Here is a 17,807-nt window from a genome sequence, read left to right on the forward strand (position 1 = left end):
AGCAATCCCTCCTTCGGCTGCCCGGTGGTCGCCTTTCGGCTGACGGGCCCTAGACCGGCGGGCCCGGTGCCGTAGACCGTCGGCGGACGGCGTCGTGGGGCGGGTCCGGGCACGGTTGGCCGTATGCGGAAGCCGGATGAGCGTGTGCACAGGGGGCGGGGGCTCACCCGGGCCCGGTTCCTCGCCGGCATGGCCGGCGTGGGGGTGGCCGCGGGCGGGCTCCCGGCGGGTTCCGCCCGGGCGGCGGGGGCGGGGGTGGGGGCGCGGCCGCGGCCGGGGCTGGGGCACCGCGGCGTCGTCTACACCGTCGGCGAGGGCGAGACGCCGGGCACGGCGTTCGCTGCGGCCCGGATGCGGCGGGACATGGCCGTGATCCGCGACCGGCTGCACGCCGACACCGTGGAGGTCACCGGTGACGGCGTCGAACGGCTGACGGCCACCGCTGGTGAGGCCGCGGAGCGGGGCTTGCGTATCTGGCTGCAGCCGACGCTCGGGGACGTGCCCGGGCGGGACATCCTGGAACACCTCGCCGAGACCGGCCGCCTCGCGGAGCGGCTGCGCCGGCAGGGGGCCGTCGTGGAGCTGAGCGTGGGCTGCGAGTTCTGGCTGTTCGTGCCGGGCATCGTGCCCGGCGCGAACGTCTTCGAACGGATCCGCAACCTCCAGGCGGGTCGGGTGGACCCCGTCGCGATGCAGCGCCGCCTCGACCGGTTCACGGCGAAGGCCGCCGCGGTGGGACGATCCGTGTTCCGCGGCCGGCTGAGCTATGCCGCGGCCCAGGACGACGAGGTCGACTGGCGGCTGTTCGACATCGTCGGCATCGACTACTACTCGTTCTTTCCCGACCCTGCCGGTTATGTGCGGGAGTTGAGGCGGTATCTGCGGTGGGGCAAGCCGCTGGCCGTCACCGAGTTCGGCACCTGCGCCTACGCCGGCGCGCCCGAGACCGCCGGCATGGGCTGGGACGTGGTCGACCACGACAAGAACCCCGAGGAGATCAAGGGCCAACTGGTGCGCAGCGAGCGCACCCAGGCCGCCTACCTCATGCAACTCCTCGACGTGTTCTCCTCGTTGGGCCTGTATGCGGCGATGGCGTTCGAGTTCGTGACGCCCGACGCCCCGCACCGCCCCGGTGACCCGCTGCACGACCTGGATCTGGCGAGCTACTCGATCACCAAGACCCTCCGGGACCGCCCCTTCGACCCCGCCTCCGGCTGGCACTGGGAGCCGAAGGAGGCCTTCCACGCCCTGGCCCGCCGCTACGCGCGCGAGCGGCGGCACGGCGCGGCGGATGCGGGGGCCGTCTTTCCCGGCTGAGCACCCGGTGCTGTGGGAAACGGGCGGGAGGGCGCGCTACCGGCGGACCGCCGAGACCAGCCCGCCGGGCCCTTCCTCGTGGCTCGGCGGGGTGGTGGCCGGGCGGCCGTAGGCGGCGGCGCGTTCGCGCAGGGTGTGGGTCTCGGCGTGCCAGCCGTGGCCGGCCAGCCAGCCCACCGGGTCGTCGGGCATCTCCGAGACCCACAGGGAGGCCGCCGATCCCGATACGGCGTCCGCGCCGAAGCGCTCGATGACGCCGCGCGAGCCCAGCGTCAGCCCCATCCGGCTGCCCGGCGCCGACCGTCCGCCGATCCGGGCCAGCAGCAGGTCCACCGCGTCCAGGGGCAGATAGATCAGCAGCCCCTCGGCGATCCACACGGTCGGCTCGGCCGGGTCGTGCCCCGCGGCGGCCAGCGCGCCCGGCCAGTCCTCGCGCAGGTCCACCGCGACGGGGATCCGCTGACAGCGTGCGACGGCCCGCTCCCGGCGCAGCACCGCGGCCTTGAAGTCCAGGGGTTCGGCGGTGTCGACCTCGAACAGCCGGGTCCCCTCGGGCCAGTCGATGCGGAAGGCGCGGCTGTCCATGCCGGCGCCGAGCAGCACGACTTGGCGGATTCCGGAGGCGGAGGCCTGCCGCAGCAGGTCGTCGAGGAACTTCGTCCGGATGACGATGGAGAACGCCACGGCCAGCCGGCGGCGGCGTGCGGCCTCGTCGCCCTCGGGCGGTGGCGGCGAGGAGGGCCACAGGCCGCCCGCGGCGGCGAAGGCCCGGGCCAGTGGATCGCGGAACAGCGGGTTCGCCCGCTCGGTCTCCAGCGCCCGCACCCGGGCCACCCCGACCGCCGTGGCCCACACGCCCGACGGCTGCACCGGCTCCTGCTCCTGCTCCTGGTCTTCGGTCACCGCGCCAGCCTAGATGCGCTGATGGCACGGGGGGAGCCGGGGCGGTGGCCGTCCCGCCGGCCGCCCTGGGAGGGCGGCCGGGGGCGGGCGGGTCAGCTGTGGAACTGGTTGGCGGGGACGGGGAGCCCGTAGTGCTCGCGCAGGGTGGTGCCCTCGTACTCCTCGCGGAACAGGCCCTTGGCGCGCAGGATCGGCAGGACGTGCTCGGCGAAGGCCGCCAGGCCCGAGGGCAGGGCGGGTGCCATGATGTTGAACCCGTCGGCGGCACCGCCTTCGAACCAGGCGATGATCGTGTCGGCGATCTGCTCGGGCGTGCCGACGCACTCGAAGTGGCCGCGCCCGCCGCCGAGCCGGGAGATGATCTGGCGGACGGTGAGCCGTTCGCGTACCGCGAGGTCGATGATCAGGTCGGAGCGGCTCTGTGCGCCTTCGAGCTTGGGCCGGGCGAGGATGAAGTCGGGCAGGGGCCCATCGAGTGCGAAGACGGCAGGATCGGTCTCGAACACGGCGGCCAGCTGCCGCAGTCCGTACTCCGGGACGCGCAGCTCGTCGAACTCCCGGGCGAGTGTGCGGGCTTCGGCCTCGGTGGAGCCGATGTAGGGGACGATGCCCGGCAGGACGATGACGGTGTCCGGGTCGCGGCCCGCGGCCTTGGTGCGGGCCTTGATGTCGGTGTAGAAGGCGGCGGCGCGCTCGTAGACGGTGTGGGCGGTGAAGATGGCCTCGGCGTGGCGGGCGGCGAAGTTCCTGCCGTCCTCGGAGGAGCCGGCCTGGACGAGGAGCGGGTGGCCTTGTGGGGGGCGCTCGACGTTGAGCGGGCCGGCGACTTTGAAGTAGGTGCCGTCGTGGTCGAGGCGGTGCAGCCGTGCGGGGTCGGCGTAGTGTCCCGTGGTCTGCTCGGCGAGGACGGCTTCGGTCTCCCAGCTGTCCCACAGGGCCTTGGCGACACGGAGGAACTCATCGGCGCGGGCGTAGCGTTCGGCGTGGCCGGGGCGGTCTTTGAGACCGAAGTTGGCGGCTTCGTCGGCTCCGGCCGAGGTGACGATGTTCCAGCCGGCGCGGCCGCCGCTGATGTGGTCGACGGAGGCCAGGCGGCGGGCGAGGTTGTAGGGCTCGTTGTAGGTGGAGGAGACGGTCGCGATGAGGCCGATCCTGCTGGTCGCCTGGGACAGGGCGGTCAGCAGGGTGAGGGGTTCGAGCTGGCCCGGGGGGCGGAATTCGCCGGTGCCGATGAGGGCGGGGCCGTCCGCGAGGAACAGGGAGTCGAACTTGGCGTGCTCGGCCAGCCGGGCCAGCTCGATCCAGTGCGTGAGGTCGAAGTCCGCGCGGGGGTTGCTGTGCGGAAGCCGCCAGGCTGCTTCGTGGTGGCCTGCTTCCATGAGGAAGGCGTTGAGGTGGAGTTGGGGTCGTGTGGTGCTCATGAGGTGACCTTCAGCTGGGAGCTGTCGTAGCCGGCCGGGAGGAGGTTGTCGGTGATCGACGTGACGTCGACCTTCTTGGTGATCTGCCCGGCTTCGTGGAAGGCGTCGGCGAGTTTCTGCTCGAGTTGGATGTCGGAGGGCTTGATGGGGGTGAGCCGGTTGGAGTAGGCGGCCAGTTCCGCCTTGGCGTCGGACAGCGGGATGCCCTGTTCCTGGGAGAGTGCCTGCGCGTACTGGTCGGGGTTCTTCACCGCCCAGGCGAACTCCCGTGAAAGCCGCTTGAGTACGTCGGTGAGGGCCGCCCGCCGGGTCTTGTCCTTGAGCAGCTTGTCGTTGGCGATGTAGTAGTTGCTGGTCTGGTCGATCGGCGAGATGCCTTTGACCAGGACGCGTGCGCCGTTCTTGACGGCGATCGCCGACTGCGGGTTCCAGATGGACCAGGCGTCCACCTTGCCGGTGTTGAACGCGGTCGCGCCGGCCGCGGGGTCGAGGAAGACCAGTTTCACGTCCCTGGGGGTGAGGCCGACGCTCGTGAGGGCGTTCAGGGCCAGGCCGTGGGCCGAACTGCCCTGCGGGATGGCGATCTTCTTGCCTTTGAGGTCGGCAGCCGTCTTCAGCTTCGACCCCCTCGGCACGATGATGTTCTCCAGTGCCTGGTCGGGGGTGAGCGAGCGGTTGACGGCGACGATCTTGAAGCCGTACTCCTTCGCGGCGCCAGTGATCGGGGGGACGTCGCCGACGCTGCCGAGGTCGATGTCGCCCGAGGCGGCGGCCTGCACCAGCGGCGGACCGAAGGTGAAGCGGGCGAATTTGACCTTGTAGGGGGCGTTGTCGAACACGCCGGTCAGCTTCGCCAGGGCCTGGCTGCCGTCACCGCCGTTGTCGCCGACGGTGAAGGTGTACTTGCTCCACTCGGGGTGCTTGGTGTCGCCGGCGTGGGCGGCGTCGCTGAGCGGTGCGGCGGTGTGCGACTGCGTGCCGCAGCCGACCAGGATACCGGCGAGGGTGAGCGATGCGGCGGCGCCGATGACGCGGCTGGTTGTGTCATGCATGGGGTTTCGTGCCTTCTTGAGCTGGGGTGGGTGCTGGCGGGGAGGTCAGTGCCGGCCGGCGAGGCCGAGGTCGCGAAGGAGCCGGGCGCGCAGGTCTTCTCGGGCGGTGCTCGCTTCCCGGTCCGCGGGGCTGAGGTGGACCTCGTGGGAGGCGCCGATACGGCCGTCGCTCATGACGACGATGCGGTCGGCGAGAGCGATCGCCTCGTCGACGTCGTGGGTGACGAGCAGCATGGCGGCGTGGTGTCTGGTCCGCAGTCCCCGTACGAGGTCGTGCATACGCAGCCGGGTGATGGCGTCCAGGGCGGCGAACGGCTCGTCGAGCAGCACGAGTTCGGGCTCCGAGACCAGGGCGCGGGCGAGGGAGACGCGTTGGGCCTCGCCGCCGGAGAGCTCCTTGGGCCATGCCTTCTCCCGGCCGGCGAGACCGACTTCCGCCAGCACGTCGCGGGCGCGTTGTTCGGCGTCCGCGCCGTGCAGGCCGAGGGTGACGTTGCGCAGGACGCGCTGCCAGGGCAGCAGGCGGTCGGCCTGGAAGACGATCGCCCGCTTGGCCGGGACCTCGACCCGTCCCGCGTCGGGCCGGTCGAGTCCGGCGAGCAGCCGCAGCAGGGTGCTCTTGCCGCAGCCGGACGGGCCGAGCAGGATCACCAGTTCCTCGTCGGCGAGGGTGAGGTCGAGGTGGTCCAGGACGGTCCGCTCACCGAAGCGGCGGACGACCTGCTCGACGACGGCCCCGGTGCCACGGCGCTGGGTCACGGTCGTGCTGCTCATGACGCCTCATAACTGGGCCGCCAGCGCAGCAGCAGCCGCTCCAGAGCGCGGACGAGCTGGTCGGCGAGCAGGCCGAGCAGTGAGTAGATCACCAGGCCGACGAAGACCTGGTTGGTCTGCAGGTAGGTCTGTCCCTGGGTGATGAGGAAGCCGAGTCCCTTGTCGGCGTTGACCGTTTCGGCGGCGACCAGGCCCAGGAGGCTGTAGGCGAGGGAGAAGCGCAGGCCGACGAGGAATCCGGGCAGGGCTCCGGGCACCAGCACCCGGGTCACCAGCCGCAGCCGGCCTGCGCCCGTGGTGCGGGCCATCTCGATCAGGCGCTGGTCGACGGCCCGGATCGCGGCGAACAGGTTGAGATACATCGGGACACCGGCCCCGAAGGAGATCAGCAGCACCTTCGTGAGCTCGTCGATGCCGAACCACACGATCATCAGCGGCAGCACCGCGAGGAGGGGGATCGTGTTGAAGACCTGCACGATCCCGTTGAACAGGTACTCGCCGCTGCGCAGCAGCCCGCCGAGCACCCCGGCGACGATGCCCACGCTCAGGCCGAGCGCCAGTCCGGTGCCGGCCCGCTGCAGCGAGATGGCCAGATCCGGGCCCAGGACACCCTGGTGCCACAGGTCGACCGCGGAGTCGGCGATCGACGTCGGTGCCGGGGCACTGGTGGCGGGCAGCACTCCGGCCCGGGCGAGCACCTCCCAGGCGATGAGAATCACGACCGGGATCGTGTAGATGCCCAGCGGCCAGCGCAGCCGCTCGCGCAGCGCGGTGAGCGGTGTGCGGCGGCGGGCGCCGTCGGGCACGAACACCTCACGCTCAGGCTCTTTCGGTCTTAGGGCGTCCGGGTTCTTGGCCAGGGCCGGCGCCGGAATACGGACGTCGCTCACGCCGCCACCGCGAGGACCTTGGTGTAGTGCGAGGCATCGCCGATGAGTTGTTCGCTGCGGCGGCCGTCGGTGCCGACCGGTACCTCGCCGGCGACCGTCACCCGGTTCAGGCGGCGCGGGTGGTCGTCGTAGTTGTCGACCGCGTAGTGCTGGGTGATCCGGTTGTCGAAGATCAGCAGCTGGTTCGGGGACCAGGTCCAGCGCAGGATGTTCTCCGGACGCGTCACGTACGACTGGAACAGGCGCAGCAGGTCGGCCGAGTCGGCGGGCGGCAGGCCCACGATCCGCTTGGCGAAGGCGCCGATGAACAGGCCGCGTTCGCCGGTGAGCGGATGCACCCGCACGAGCGGGTGCTCCGCCTCGTACGGTGTCGCCACGAAGACGCGGTCGTACTCCTGGCGCTGCGTGGTCGCCGCGGCGGGGCGCGCGTAGTCGTACCTGTTGGTGTGCACCACGCGCAGCGAGTCGGCGAAGGCCTGCAGCGGTGCGGGCAGGTCGCGGTAGGCCGCGGCGGTGTTGGCGATGAGGGTCTCGCCGCCGTACGGCGTGCTCACCAGGGTGCGGAGCGTGGTGAGTTGCGGCGGGTTGACGACGAAGGTGACGTCGGTGTGCCACTCGTTGGCCTTGGACGTCTCGCTGTCGACGGCGAGGACGTTCACGGTGCCGTCGGCGGCCGGCACGTTCGGGTGGGCGGTGGTGAGGTCGCCGAACCAGCCGGCGACGCGTTCGTGGCCGGCGTTGTCGAGGTCGACGTCGTCGAAGACGAGCGCTTTGTGCGCGCTCAGGGCGTCGCGCAGCGCGGTGACCGTCGAGGGGTCGGGCGTCGCGGCGAGGTCGACACCCTCGACGACCGCGCCGATACGGCCGGTGAGCTTGCGGAGGGACACAGGCATGAAAGAAGTCCTCCTGGAGGCAGGGGGCGCGGGCGCGCCACCGGGTGCTGAGGGGTGGGGAGTCGGCGTGAGCGTGCGGCTCAGAGGCCGGGCAAAAGGGGGCGGTTGGCGGGGCGGTGCCGTCCGCGGTGCAGGGGCAGTCGGTCGCGGCGCGCGATCGCCCCGCCGGTCAGCGGCGCAAGGGGCCGCAGATCAGCGGGGATCAGGCGGAAGGTGGGGCCGGGCGGATCGAGCCGCCCGAAGACTGCGAGGACTGCCGGGTCACCGCGTGCGAGGGCGTGCCGGGCGGGTGCTCAGCCTGCCGGGACGGCGGTGCCGGGGGCCGTGTGCCGGGTCAGCGACAACAAAACGCGCTGGAGACGTGCGCCAGATCGATGTGGCGCCGCCGGGTGAGGTCCACGCGCGGGTTCATGGGACGAGAGTTCAGCAGAGGTCCACCGCGCCGGTCAACGTTTTCCCCTGCGGGTCTTGCATCGCGGACACGGAGCCGGCGCCCCGGCTGCCGCCGTGCGAGGGCGCGTCGCGGCGGTGAGGTGACCTGGTGTCAGCCGGGCAGGCCGGCGGCTTGGGCCGCGCCGCCGTGGGTGGTTTCGGCCGCGGCCTCGGGGGCGGCTGCTCCGGTGGGGTCGGTGAGGGCGTCGGCGACGGTTGTGTAGACGGGCAGCAGGTGGGAGATGCCGGTCAGGGTCACCATCCGCATCAGGCGGCCGGGGATCTGGGCGAGGCGGAGCGAGCCGCCCGCTTCCCGCGTCGCGTGCAGCAGGGTGATCAGGGTGCTCAGGCCGGTGGAGTCGACGTGGTCGACGCCGGTCAGGTCCATCACGAGGTGCGGGACGTCGCGGGTGACGACGGTCAGGGCGCGGGCGCGCAGGGTGGGTGCGGTGTGCAGGTCCAGGTCCCCGGCGACGGTGAGGACGGCCGTGTCCGGGCCGGGGTGGTGGACGGTCAGGTCGAGGGTGTCGCTCACGTCGGTCATCGCTCCTGGGGTGCGGGTACGGGGATTTCGTTATGCGTGCGGCCGGTGGTCGGGGCCCAGGGCGTGCACGGTGGCGAGGTCGGTGAGGCCCGAGACGGTCAGGACGGGCTCCAGCAGGGGCGTGACGAGGAGCCGGAGCCGGTCGGCGTGGGCGAAGAGCACGCTCAGGCCCGCGCTGTCGAGGTACTCCACCTCGGTCAGGTCCACCACGAGGGGGCCGGTGTGTTCGTCGAGGGCCTCGGCGAGCAAGCCGGCGTTGCTCATGTCGATCTCACCGGCGACCGTCAGGCGCACGGTGCCGTCGGGGTGGCGGCCGGTGGTGAGGGTGAGCGGGGTGGTCATCAGGAGATCCTCATCTGCATGTCGACGGTGGTGCCGGACGGGCCGGGTGTGATGGTGACCTGCTGCATCATGGCCCGCATGAGGGTGATCCCCCGGCCGCGGTGGGTGTTGCGCTCGGGCTGGGGGACCTTCCACAGGCCGCTGTCGGCGACCGTCAGGCGCAGGTGGTCGACCAGGGCTTCGGCCCGCAGCCGCACGGCTTGTCCGGGGGCGTCGCGGTGGCCGTGCTCGATGGCGTTGGCGCAGGCCTCGCCCGCGGCGACGAGGACGTTCTGCACGTCGCCGGGGGGCAGCTCGCACTGGGCGAGCCAGCTGCGCAGGGCCTTGCGGACCGGGGCGAGCTGGCCGGACTCGGCGGGGAAGGACACCTGGAGCGGGGCCGGGTGGCGGTAGAGCAGCAGGGCCACGTCGTCGTCGTAGCCGCCGTCCGGTGCGAGCCGGGCCATGACCTGGGTGGCGAGGTCGTCGACGGGCACGTCACGGCCCTGCTGGACGGCGTCGCCGGCCTGGTCGATGCCGTCGCTGAGCGGGCGGCGGCGGCGTTCGACGAGCCCGTCGGTGTACAGCAGCAGCGTGGCCCGGGAGGGCAGGGTGCACGAGGTCTGCGGGCGCTGGATGCCCGGCCGTACGGCCAGCGGCAGCGAACGGCCTTCCTCCAGCAGGTGGGTGGTGCCGTCGGGGTGGGCGAGGATGCCGGGCGGGTGGCCGGCGCTGGAGTAGGTCAGCTCTCCGGTGCCGGGGTTGAGGACACCGCAGAAGACGGTGGTGCACAGGGCGCCGGGAACGCTCGCGGCGAACTGGTCCAGGGCCATCAGCGTGCGGGCGGGGCTGGGGTCCTGCAGCATCAGGGCGCGGCAGGCGCTGCGCAGTTGTCCCATGACGCTGGCCGCCTGAAGGCCCCGGCCGACGCAGTCGCCGACGACGATGCCGATCCGTCCGTCGGTCAGGGCGACGGTGTCGTACCAGTCGCCGCCCACCTCCAGCGGGCGGGTGGCCGGCTCGTAGCGCACGGCGAAGCCGTCGGGGAGCTGGGCCGGGCCCAGGATGGCGCGTTGCAGGGCGAGGGCGGTCTCGCGCTGCTGGTCGATCTGGTGGGCGCGGACCAGGCCCTGGGCGAGGTGCCCGGCGAGCAGGGAGAGCAGGAGCTGGTCCTCGGCGGTGAAGGGCCGGTGTTCGCCCAGGTCGATCCAGCAGGCGAGCGGGCCGTCGGGGTGGTCCAGCAGGACGCCGGCGCCGGTGTCGTCGGCGAGGGGGGTCAGGGCGGGCCGGCCGCGCAGGGCGGTGAGCAGCTCCTGGTGCCGGGCGGGCAGGTCCTCCCAGCGCAGGCCCGGGTCGGTGGCGGTGAGGACGGGGACGTCGGCACGGGTGAACAGGGCGGCCACCACGCCCCGTGCGCGCCAGAGGGATTGGAGCCGGTCAAGGGCGCCGGCGAGGGCTTCGGGCAGGCTGGCGGCCGTGGACAGGGAGGTGCTCAGGGCGGCCAGGGCCGCATCGCGCTGGACGGCGTAGTGCTCGGCGGTGACGTCCCGGAAGGTGCCGACGGTGACCCGGCGTCCGGTGTCGGGGTCGCGGGCCTTGTTGTAGGTGACGGTGACCCACAGCCGGTGGCCGTCGCGGTGGGAGACGGGGACGGTGTAGGAGCCCTGGGCGTTGTGCAGCAGGTCGGCGAAGGCGTCGCCGACCTGCTGGTGGGCCACGGGGTCGGTGGCGGCATCCGGCCACCAGGGCTGGACGGGTGCGTAGGGCAGGTCGTCGGGGCCGTAGCCGAGGATGTCGGTGAAGGCGGTGTTGATCTCCACGACGGCGCCGGACTCGTCGCAGACGAAGAACGCCTCCTGCAGGGAGTCGATGAGCGCGGTGCGCCAGCGCGCGTGGTGGGTGCGCAGGCGGGCGAGGTGGACGTTGGCGCGCACCCGGGCCAGCAGTTCGGCGGCGGCGAACGGTTTGACGAGGTAGTCGTCGGCGCCCGCCTGCAGTCCCTCGATCGACGCCTCCTGCCCGGCCCGCGCCGACAGCAGCAGCACCGGCACCGAGGCGGTGCGGGTGTCGCCGCGCAGCCGGGACAGCAGGGCCAGCCCGTCCAGGCGGGGCATCATCACGTCGCTGACGACGAGGTCGGGGATCTCGCGGCGGGCGAAGTCGAGCGCTTCGACGCCGTCACGGGCGGCGGTGACCTCGTATCCGGCGCCGGTCAGGAGGCGGGTGAGGTACTCGCGCATGTCGGCGTTGTCGTCGGCCACCAGCACCCGGGCCGTGCCCGCCGGCCCCGGCACGGGCGTGGGGGGCACCGCGGCTCCCGCATCGGTGCCGACCTCGCCGCTCTCGCCCGGCAGCCAGCGCAGGGCCTCCTGGACGTAGGGGTCGGCGCCGGCCGAGCCGGTGGTGCTGCGGCCGGCGGGCGCCACGGAGGCGGCGGGCAGGTGCGCGGTGCCGAAGGCGAGGTGGAGGGTGAAGGTGGTGCCCTCGCCCTCGGTGCTGTCCGCGCTGATCGTGCCGCCGTGCAGGCCGACGAGTTCACGCACCAGGGCCAGCCCGATGCCGCTGCCCTCGTTGGAGCGGGAGCGGGCGTGCTCGATGCGGTGGAAACGCTCGAACAGCCGCTCCATCTCCGCCTCGGGCACACCGATCCCGGTGTCGGCGACGGTGACCACCGCATGACCGGCCGCCCGGCGCACCGCGATACGGACCGACCCGTCGAAGGTGAACTTCAGCGCGTTGCTCAGCAGGTTGAGGACCACCTTCTCCCACATGCCGCGATCGACATACACCGGTTCGTGAAGAGGCGGGCAGTCCACCTCGAACACGAGGTGGGCCCGGTCCATCGCCGAGCGGAAGACGCTGGCCAGCTCCGCGGTGACGGCGGCCAGGTCGACCGGCTCGAAGCAGGCCTGCATACGGCCGGCCTCGATCCGGGAGAAGTCCAGCAGCGTGTTGACCAGCTTGCCCAGCCGCAGCCCGTTGCGCACGATGACGTCGAGTTCGCGCCGTACGGGCTCCTCCGCACCGGCCAGACGGGTGCGCAGTTCCTCGGCCGGACCCATGATCAGGCTCAGCGGGGTACGGAACTCGTGGCTGATGTTGGAGAAGAACGCGGTCTTGGCCCGGTCGAGTTCGGCCAGCTCCTCCGCCCGCCGCTGCTGCGCCTCATAGCTGCGGGCGCTGCCGATGCCCGAGGCGACGTGCCCCGCGGTCAGCTCGACGAAGCCCCGGTAGCCCTCGTCCAGCACGCGGTAGCGGTTGAGCGCCGCCACGAAGAAACCGTAGGGCGCGCTGCCCTGCTGCAGGAGCGGGACCACGAGGGCCTGGACGGGGGGTTCGGGCCAGTCACCGGTGGGCAGGCCGGCGAAGACGTCCCCCGTCAGCGGCACCAGCACCGCCTCGCCCGCGGCCAGGGCCGCGGCGGGCCACACCGCCTCAAGAGCTCCGGCGGCATCGGGCGTGGCGGGAGCGTCGTGGGCGTCGGGCGCGGCAGCGGCGGGGGCGGTGGAGGCGGCGTCGGGCGCGGCGGGGATGGTGGAGACGGCGTCGGGCGCGGCGGGGGCGGTGGAGACGGCGTCGGGCGCGGCGGGGACGGTGGAGACGGCGTCGGGCGCGGCGGGGGCGGTGGAGGCGGCGTCGGGGGGGCCGGGGGTGTCGTACGGGAGGGTGGCCGGCGTGGCCGGGAGGCCGGTGTCGATACCGGTCGACCCGGCCAGCCGGGCCGTGTCCTGGTCGAAGAGGTAGGTCAGGGTGAAGGGCAGGTCCTTGCGGTTGCGGGCCAGCTGCCGGTCGGCGAAGGCCAGCACCTCCTGCTCGGTGCGGATCACGCTCGGGTCCGAGCCCAGGTCGCGCAGCGTGGCCATGCGCCGCTCGCCGATCACCCGGTCGGTGTCCTCGCTGACCACGCACAGCATGCCGACGACCCGGCCGTCGTCGTCGCGCAGCGGACTGTAGGAGAAGGTGTGGTACGTCTCCTCGCTGTAGCCGGAGCGTTCCAGGAACAGCAGCAGGCCCTCGTCCCAGGTGGCCTCGCCCGTACGCAGCACGGCCTGGATGCGGGGGCCGATGTCGTCCCAGATCTCCGCCCACACCTCGTTGGCGGGCCGTCCCAGCGCCCACGGGTACTTGCGGCCCAGGGTGTCGCGCCGGTAGGCGGCGTTGCAGAAGAAGGTCAGCTCCTCGCCCCAGGCCATCCACATGGGAAAGCGGGAGGACAGCAGGATGCTGACGGCCGTCTGCAGGCTCTGCGGCCACTGCCGCGGCGGGCCGAGCGGCGTGGCCGCCCAGTCCACCCGGGCCAGGTCCCGGCCCACCTCCCGGTCGGCGGCGAACACCTCACCGGCCGCCTCCCCGGGCTGCGGTCGGCGCCCCGGCTGCTCCGCACGCTCCACCAGACACCCGTCCCCTTCGTACCCCGCCCACCCCGGTGGACATCCCCGACACCTGACCAGCACACGCATATCTCGTCATCGCGTGCCTATGCCTGCCTGCCCCCGGAAACGCCACCTGATACCAGCACCTGTCCCGCCCCTGCGCGGACGACGGCTTCTCAGCTCCGTCCGGCATCCGTCCGGCATTCTTCCAAAGCCCTCGAACGCACGGCCTCCAAGGGGAGTTCCTGCTTTCACCGCAGACTCCGGCGCCCGCGGCGGATAATCCCAGCGGGCAAGGAAACCCGCGGGGAAGGGACGCATCTGCCGGGCGTGCGCGAGGGCTGAGAAGCACGCTGCCCCGCGTACGACGACCGTCGGGCAGGAACTGCCTCGCCCGGCGTGGCCGACTGACAACAGGAGACCTGGTGAACGAGACAGAGGGCACGCTGGCCATCAGCGCGCACCCCTCCCCCGGCGGCCCCGTGGTCCTGCGCCTGGCCGGGGAGCTGGACCACCACACCGGTGCCCGCCTCGGCCGTGCCGTGGAGGACCTGCTGCGCAGCCCCGGCGCCGGCGACGCCGGCATCGTCGCGGACCTGTCCCGGCTGCACTACTGCGACTCCACCGGCATCACCACGATCATCACGGCCCACGACCGCGCCCGGGCCACCGGCTCCTCCTTCTGTGTGGCGGCACCGAGCCCGGCCATCGGCCAGCTCTTCCGCATGACGGGACTCGACCAGATCCTCACGTTCCACCCCAGCGTCGAGGACGCGGTCGAGGCCCTGAGCAGCGGCTGACGGGCCCCGGAGGGCAGATGCCGAGCCCCCGGGGCCTCCCCCGGCGCGCCGGGTCAGGCAGCGGGGTGCCCGCACGCGGTCCGTACGGTGAAATGCGCGGTGGATGCACGCGGCGGGAGCAGGACGTGCGCGGTGCCGGCGCGGGCGGGCCTGACTCGGCCGCTGGATGTTGGCGCGGGAGGCGGGCACCGGTCTGTGACCGGCCGGCTCGGTGACCGGCCGGCAGAGGCCGCAGGGCCCCCCCGGGGGGTGGGGGGTGTCAGGGGCGGGGCGTGAGGGTCTCCAGGGCGCCGGTGTCCGTGTCGTAGCTGCGCAGGGTGACCAGGTGGGCCGACAGCGGTGGGGCCGGGAGGAGTTCGGGGATCCGCCGGGCGGTGAAGGCGCCGGCCCGGCGGGTGCGGCCGAGGGTGATGTGCGGGCTCCAGCGCGCGGGGTGGTGGAAGGGGTTGAGGGTCTCGGGCGGGCTGTCGGAGGCCACCGCCTCCCACACCCGGCGGTGCAGGCCGGCCAGCGTAGCGTCGAGGTCCAGCGCCCAGGCCAGGACCGAGGTGGGCCGTTCGAAGCGGACCAGGCCGGTGAAGTGCACCGGCAGCGGCAGCGCGGCGGCCGCCTCGGCGAGTTCCCAGCGGATCGGGGCGGTCAGCTCCGGGCAGGCGGCCAGGGTGAGGTGCGGGCGGTTGGTCGGTGAGCGGTGACGGGCCTGGCTGGGCAGGCCCGCGTCCGCGAGCCGCCGCCAGGCCTGCCGGACCGCCAGCTCCGCCGTTTCGTCCAACAGGAGCTCGACCGTGCGCACCGCCGCAGCCTAGCGGCGCCTCACTCCTTTGCGGGCCTGTGGCCCGCGCCTGCCGCGCCGGGCGCCCGCACACCCGGCCACGAGCACCGTCCGCCCCGGCCGGTCGGCTCTGGAAGGGGCCGGCGCTGCGGTGCCGCAAGGGCCGGCGCTCCGCCCGGCGCAAGACGCTCCTCTGAAGCTCCTCAAGTCGCTTGGCGGACCGCGGACATGACCGTCAGGCTGATCTTCATGACAGCAATCATGGGATGGGGCAGGAAGAGCGACGTCGTGCCGGCGCTGCGGGACGCGGACGTGATCGCGGCGGCGTTGCGGCAGGCGCTGGCGGACGCCTCGCCGCAGGAGCGCCCCGGGCTGGAGCGTGCCGCCGCGCTGGTGGAGTCGACCGCCGCCGCGACCGAGACCCAGCTGCGTGCCCGCTGGGTCCGCGACCGGCTGGCCGCGGCCGGCTTCACCGGGGACATCGCCTCCGTCGCGGCCGTCAAGGCCCTGCGCCAGGCGGAGCCGGGGCTGAGCCTGCTCGCGGCGGTGCAGCTGCAGAAGGACGCCGTGACCCACCCGGAATAGCCCCCTCCCGGAGGGGCGGGCCCTGCGCGGCAGCGGTCACCGCACAGGGGGCGGACAGTCGGTCTCCCACCACCCGAACCGCGCACCGCTCCGGTAGATCTCGCCCCTACCGCCGCCGTCCGCACCCGGTACGACACCCCGCCCACCCCGCCGACCCCGCGCAGCAGCGAAGTCCGCCACCCCTCGGCAGCGGCGAGGGGCGAGCAGGAGCGGCCGGGAGCGGCCTGTGCCGTGTACGGCACCGTTTTCCCGCTTCCCCCGCCCGACCGCTCCGGCAGCCGTTCGCGGACGTTCGCCGACGGGGAAACTTCCCTGCTCACCGGTGTCCGGTGAGCAGGGGTCATCAACGCGGGCGGTGCGGGTAGCCGGTAGGGGCTCTCAATTCGTTCGCACGAAAGTGGTGCCCCGTCATGGCCGAAACCAAGGACGTCGTCGAGCTCATCCTCCAGGACCACCGGCGGATGGAGGACCTGTTCCGCCTGATGCGCAGTGTCGAGGCCGACCGGGCCGGTGCGCTGAAGGAGTTCGCGGACCTGCTGATCGCGCACGCGCAGGCCGAGGAGGCCAAGGTCTATCCCGCCCTGAAGCGGTACAAGAACATCGACGACGACGAGGTCGAGCACGGCGAGCACGAGCACGACGAGGGCAACCAGGCCCTGCTGGACCTGCTCGAGGTGGACGAGGTCGGATCCGAGGAGTGGGACTCCAAGCTGGAGGAACTGGTGGAGGCCGTCACCCACCACGCCGACGAGGAGGAACGCACCATCCTCAACGGCGCGCGGGAGAACGTGGCGATGGAGCGGCGCGAGGAACTGGGCGCGGCGTTCTGGGAGGAGCGCGAGCGGCAGCTGAAGGCCGGCTGCGGTTCGGTCGACAACGTGCGCCGCATCGTGGGTTCCTGATCCCGGGACGGCCCGGCTCCGTCCCGGCGCGGCCGTCCCAGCGCGGCTCGGCTCGGCGCGGGCGCCCCTTACCTCTCCGGGGGGCGTCCGGCGGGGGTGAGGCGTGGGCGGGGCGTGCGGCGCCGTCGCCTCCCTCCCCCCTCCCCTCCCCGATCGCCCGGACAGGTTCTAGGCGGCTTTCTGGGAGGCGGCCGCGTCGGGGTGCAGGTCGGCGAGGGTGAGCTGGTGGGCCGGGGGGCCGGGCAGGACGATCTGGCGGGTGAGGTTCAGGGCGGGGTCGACGTGGAGGAGTTCGCCGGGTTCCATCGGGCGCCAGTGGGGGTTGTCGTCCAGGCGTTCGCTGGCGACGACCACGGCGGGGTGGTCGGCCAGGTGGGAGGAGTGCACGCGCATGCGGCCGTGGCTGCCGCTGTGGTCCAGGTGCCGGCTGCCGTGCTCTCCCCCGGCCCGCCGCTCCAGGACGTGCAGCTCGTGGGTGCCGGGGTAGCGCAGCGCCCACAGCTCGTCGGGGGTGATGAGGATCAGGTTCAGGGCGTAGACGGGCAGGTGCGCGGCGATCCAGCCGGCGGCCTGGCGGATGCCCGCGCCGACGTCGCCGTCGTGCCGTCGCGTCTCGCGGGTGATCAGGGCGAAGAACCGCTCGGAGTCGGTGTCCCCCTGGACCAGGGACCGGTCCTCGCCCAGGTGGTCGTCGAGTTGGTCCAGGCCCTCGATGACCCCGTTGTGCGCGAAGAGCCGCCCCTCCTGCTCGAAGGGGTGGGTGTTGCGCATCTCCAGACCACCGGTGGAGGCGAAACGCAGGTGGGCGATGAACGTCTGCGACTGCTCCTGGCGGGCCTCCTCGGCGAACGCCCGGTCACGGAAGGCGGCGATGGGGGCCTTGTCGACGTGCGGGGTGCCGTCGGCGGCGAAGTCACCGAGACCGGTGCCGTCGGGATCGCGGTGGCTCTGCCGGCTCAGGCTGTCGGGGGCGTCCAGCAGCCAGAACGTGGCGTGGGTGCGCAGCGGGGCGCTGCTGAGACCGAAAAGACGGCACATGGTTCCTCCAGGGGGTCTTCCGGGAGTGCCCCACGGCCGGGGGCGTGAACCCGGCGGGACGGCCCGGCCCCGGCCCCCGGGCGCCGGGGCGGCCGTCGCCGCGGCCGCAGTGCCGGGGGTGGAGGGGCGGGCCGGCCGGTGAGGCAGCGGGGCGGCGGGCAAGCAGCAGCCGCAGCAGCGACAGCGGCAGTGGAAGCGACAGTGGCAGTGGCAGCGGCGGGTCGGTGCGCCCGGCACGGATGTGGTGGGTGGAGGCCGGAGCAGGGCGGCCGGCTGTGCGGGGGCGGGTTGCCGGGGGCGGACGGGACGCCTGCGGGCTGCGGCTTCCCCGCGCTGGGGGTCTTCGCCATCGGCGCGTCCCTTCGCAGGCGTGCCCTGGGATCCGGCCTTTTCCTCCCCCCGCCATTTTGTCATGCGCCCCGCCACCAGGGCAGGAGGAGGACATCGCCCGGCCACCGCGGACGGGCAAACCACCGGAGGACGTCGTCCGACCGCGGGCGGGAGTGGCGCAGTGGCGCGGTCGGCGGCGGGCCCAGCGGCGTGTGGTGCGGAGATGGCGCGGTCGGGGCGGGCCCAGCGGCGTGTGGTGCGGAGATGGCGCGGTCGGGGCGGGCCCAGCGGCGTGTGGTGCGGAGATGGCGCAGTCGGGGCGGGCCCAGCGGCGTGTGGTGCGGAGATGGCGCAGTCGGGACGGGCCCAGCGGCGTGTGGTGCGGAGATGGCGCGGTCGGGGCGGGCCCAGCGGCATGGTGGTGCAGGGTCCGTGGGCTATTCAGGGCGGCCGAAGCGGT

General features: G+C 73.2%; 15 protein-coding genes. 4 read left to right on the forward strand and 11 right to left on the reverse strand.

The genetic code is table 11. From position 1 onward, the window contains the following. Positions 1–123: 123 nt before the first annotated feature. Positions 124–1,317, forward strand: coding sequence for an abortive phage infection protein (locus PV343_RS12025; protein WP_319146842.1), 1,194 nt, complete (start codon positions 124–126; stop codon positions 1,315–1,317). A 36-nt stretch (positions 1,318–1,353) separates the two neighbouring features. Here PV343_RS12025 and PV343_RS12030 read toward each other — a convergent pair whose 3' ends face one another. The 9 genes from PV343_RS12030 to PV343_RS12070 form a co-directional block, all read right to left on the reverse strand. Continuing rightward, entirely contained in the window at positions 1,354–2,172 is an 819-nt protein-coding gene (locus PV343_RS12030; RefSeq protein WP_319146903.1) for a class I SAM-dependent methyltransferase, read from the reverse strand. A gap of 140 nt (positions 2,173–2,312) precedes the next feature. Further along, entirely contained in the window at positions 2,313–3,641 is a 1,329-nt protein-coding gene (locus PV343_RS12035) for an LLM class flavin-dependent oxidoreductase (RefSeq protein ID WP_319146843.1), read from the reverse strand. Continuing rightward, entirely contained in the window at positions 3,638–4,693 is a 1,056-nt protein-coding gene (locus PV343_RS12040; RefSeq protein WP_319146844.1) for an aliphatic sulfonate ABC transporter substrate-binding protein, read from the reverse strand. Before PV343_RS12040 ends, PV343_RS12035 begins: the two co-directional genes overlap by 4 nt. Positions 4,694–4,738: 45 nt before the next feature. Beyond that, on the reverse strand, positions 4,739–5,467 hold the full coding sequence (locus PV343_RS12045; protein ID WP_319146845.1) for an ABC transporter ATP-binding protein: 729 nt from the start codon (positions 5,465–5,467) through the stop codon (positions 4,739–4,741). Next, the gene (locus tag PV343_RS12050) at positions 5,464–6,357 is read right to left on the reverse strand and encodes an ABC transporter permease (RefSeq protein WP_319146846.1); all 894 of its coding nucleotides are present in this window, start codon (positions 6,355–6,357) and stop codon (positions 5,464–5,466) included. Before PV343_RS12050 ends, PV343_RS12045 begins: the two co-directional genes overlap by 4 nt. After that, the gene (locus PV343_RS12055) at positions 6,354–7,250 is read right to left on the reverse strand and encodes a TauD/TfdA dioxygenase family protein (protein WP_319146847.1); all 897 of its coding nucleotides are present in this window, start codon (positions 7,248–7,250) and stop codon (positions 6,354–6,356) included. The genes PV343_RS12050 and PV343_RS12055 overlap by 4 nt, the downstream gene beginning before the upstream one ends. Before the next feature lie 544 nt (positions 7,251–7,794). Beyond that, positions 7,795–8,226: an STAS domain-containing protein gene (locus tag PV343_RS12060; RefSeq protein ID WP_319146848.1), complete on the reverse strand. Its 432-nt coding sequence runs from the start codon at positions 8,224–8,226 to the stop codon at positions 7,795–7,797. A gap of 30 nt (positions 8,227–8,256) precedes the next feature. Beyond that, positions 8,257–8,568, reverse strand: coding sequence for an STAS domain-containing protein (locus tag PV343_RS12065; protein ID WP_319146849.1), 312 nt, complete (start codon positions 8,566–8,568; stop codon positions 8,257–8,259). Next, positions 8,568–12,746, reverse strand: coding sequence for a SpoIIE family protein phosphatase (locus PV343_RS12070; protein WP_319146904.1), 4,179 nt, complete (start codon positions 12,744–12,746; stop codon positions 8,568–8,570). Before PV343_RS12070 ends, PV343_RS12065 begins: the two co-directional genes overlap by 1 nt. 599 nt (positions 12,747–13,345) lie before the next feature. Here PV343_RS12070 and PV343_RS12075 point away from each other — a divergent pair. After that, the gene (locus PV343_RS12075) at positions 13,346–13,720 is read left to right on the forward strand and encodes an STAS domain-containing protein (protein WP_319146850.1); all 375 of its coding nucleotides are present in this window, start codon (positions 13,346–13,348) and stop codon (positions 13,718–13,720) included. A 259-nt stretch (positions 13,721–13,979) separates the two neighbouring features. On the opposite strand, the gene PV343_RS12080 is transcribed toward PV343_RS12075, so the two are convergent. After that, positions 13,980–14,513, reverse strand: coding sequence for a 2'-5' RNA ligase family protein (locus PV343_RS12080; RefSeq protein WP_319146851.1), 534 nt, complete (start codon positions 14,511–14,513; stop codon positions 13,980–13,982). A 228-nt stretch (positions 14,514–14,741) separates the two neighbouring features. On the opposite strand from PV343_RS12080, the gene PV343_RS12085 reads away from it, so the two are divergent. Further along, the gene (locus PV343_RS12085; RefSeq protein ID WP_319146852.1) at positions 14,742–15,077 is read left to right on the forward strand and encodes a hypothetical protein; all 336 of its coding nucleotides are present in this window, start codon (positions 14,742–14,744) and stop codon (positions 15,075–15,077) included. 410 nt (positions 15,078–15,487) lie between these two features. Next, entirely contained in the window at positions 15,488–15,979 is a 492-nt protein-coding gene (locus tag PV343_RS12090) for a hemerythrin domain-containing protein (RefSeq protein WP_319146853.1), read from the forward strand. Positions 15,980–16,147: 168 nt separating this feature from the next. Here the strand turns inward: PV343_RS12090 and PV343_RS12095 are convergent, their stop codons facing one another. Further along, positions 16,148–17,017 (reverse strand): class II glutamine amidotransferase, encoded by an 870-nt coding sequence (locus tag PV343_RS12095; RefSeq protein WP_319146854.1) that lies wholly within the window; start codon positions 17,015–17,017, stop codon positions 16,148–16,150. Between the last annotated feature and the right edge of the window lie 790 nt (positions 17,018–17,807).

It is taken from the genome of Streptomyces sp. WI03-4A (genome assembly GCF_033792105.1).
GTDB classification, from domain to species: domain Bacteria; phylum Actinomycetota; class Actinomycetes; order Streptomycetales; family Streptomycetaceae; genus Streptomyces; species Streptomyces collinus_A.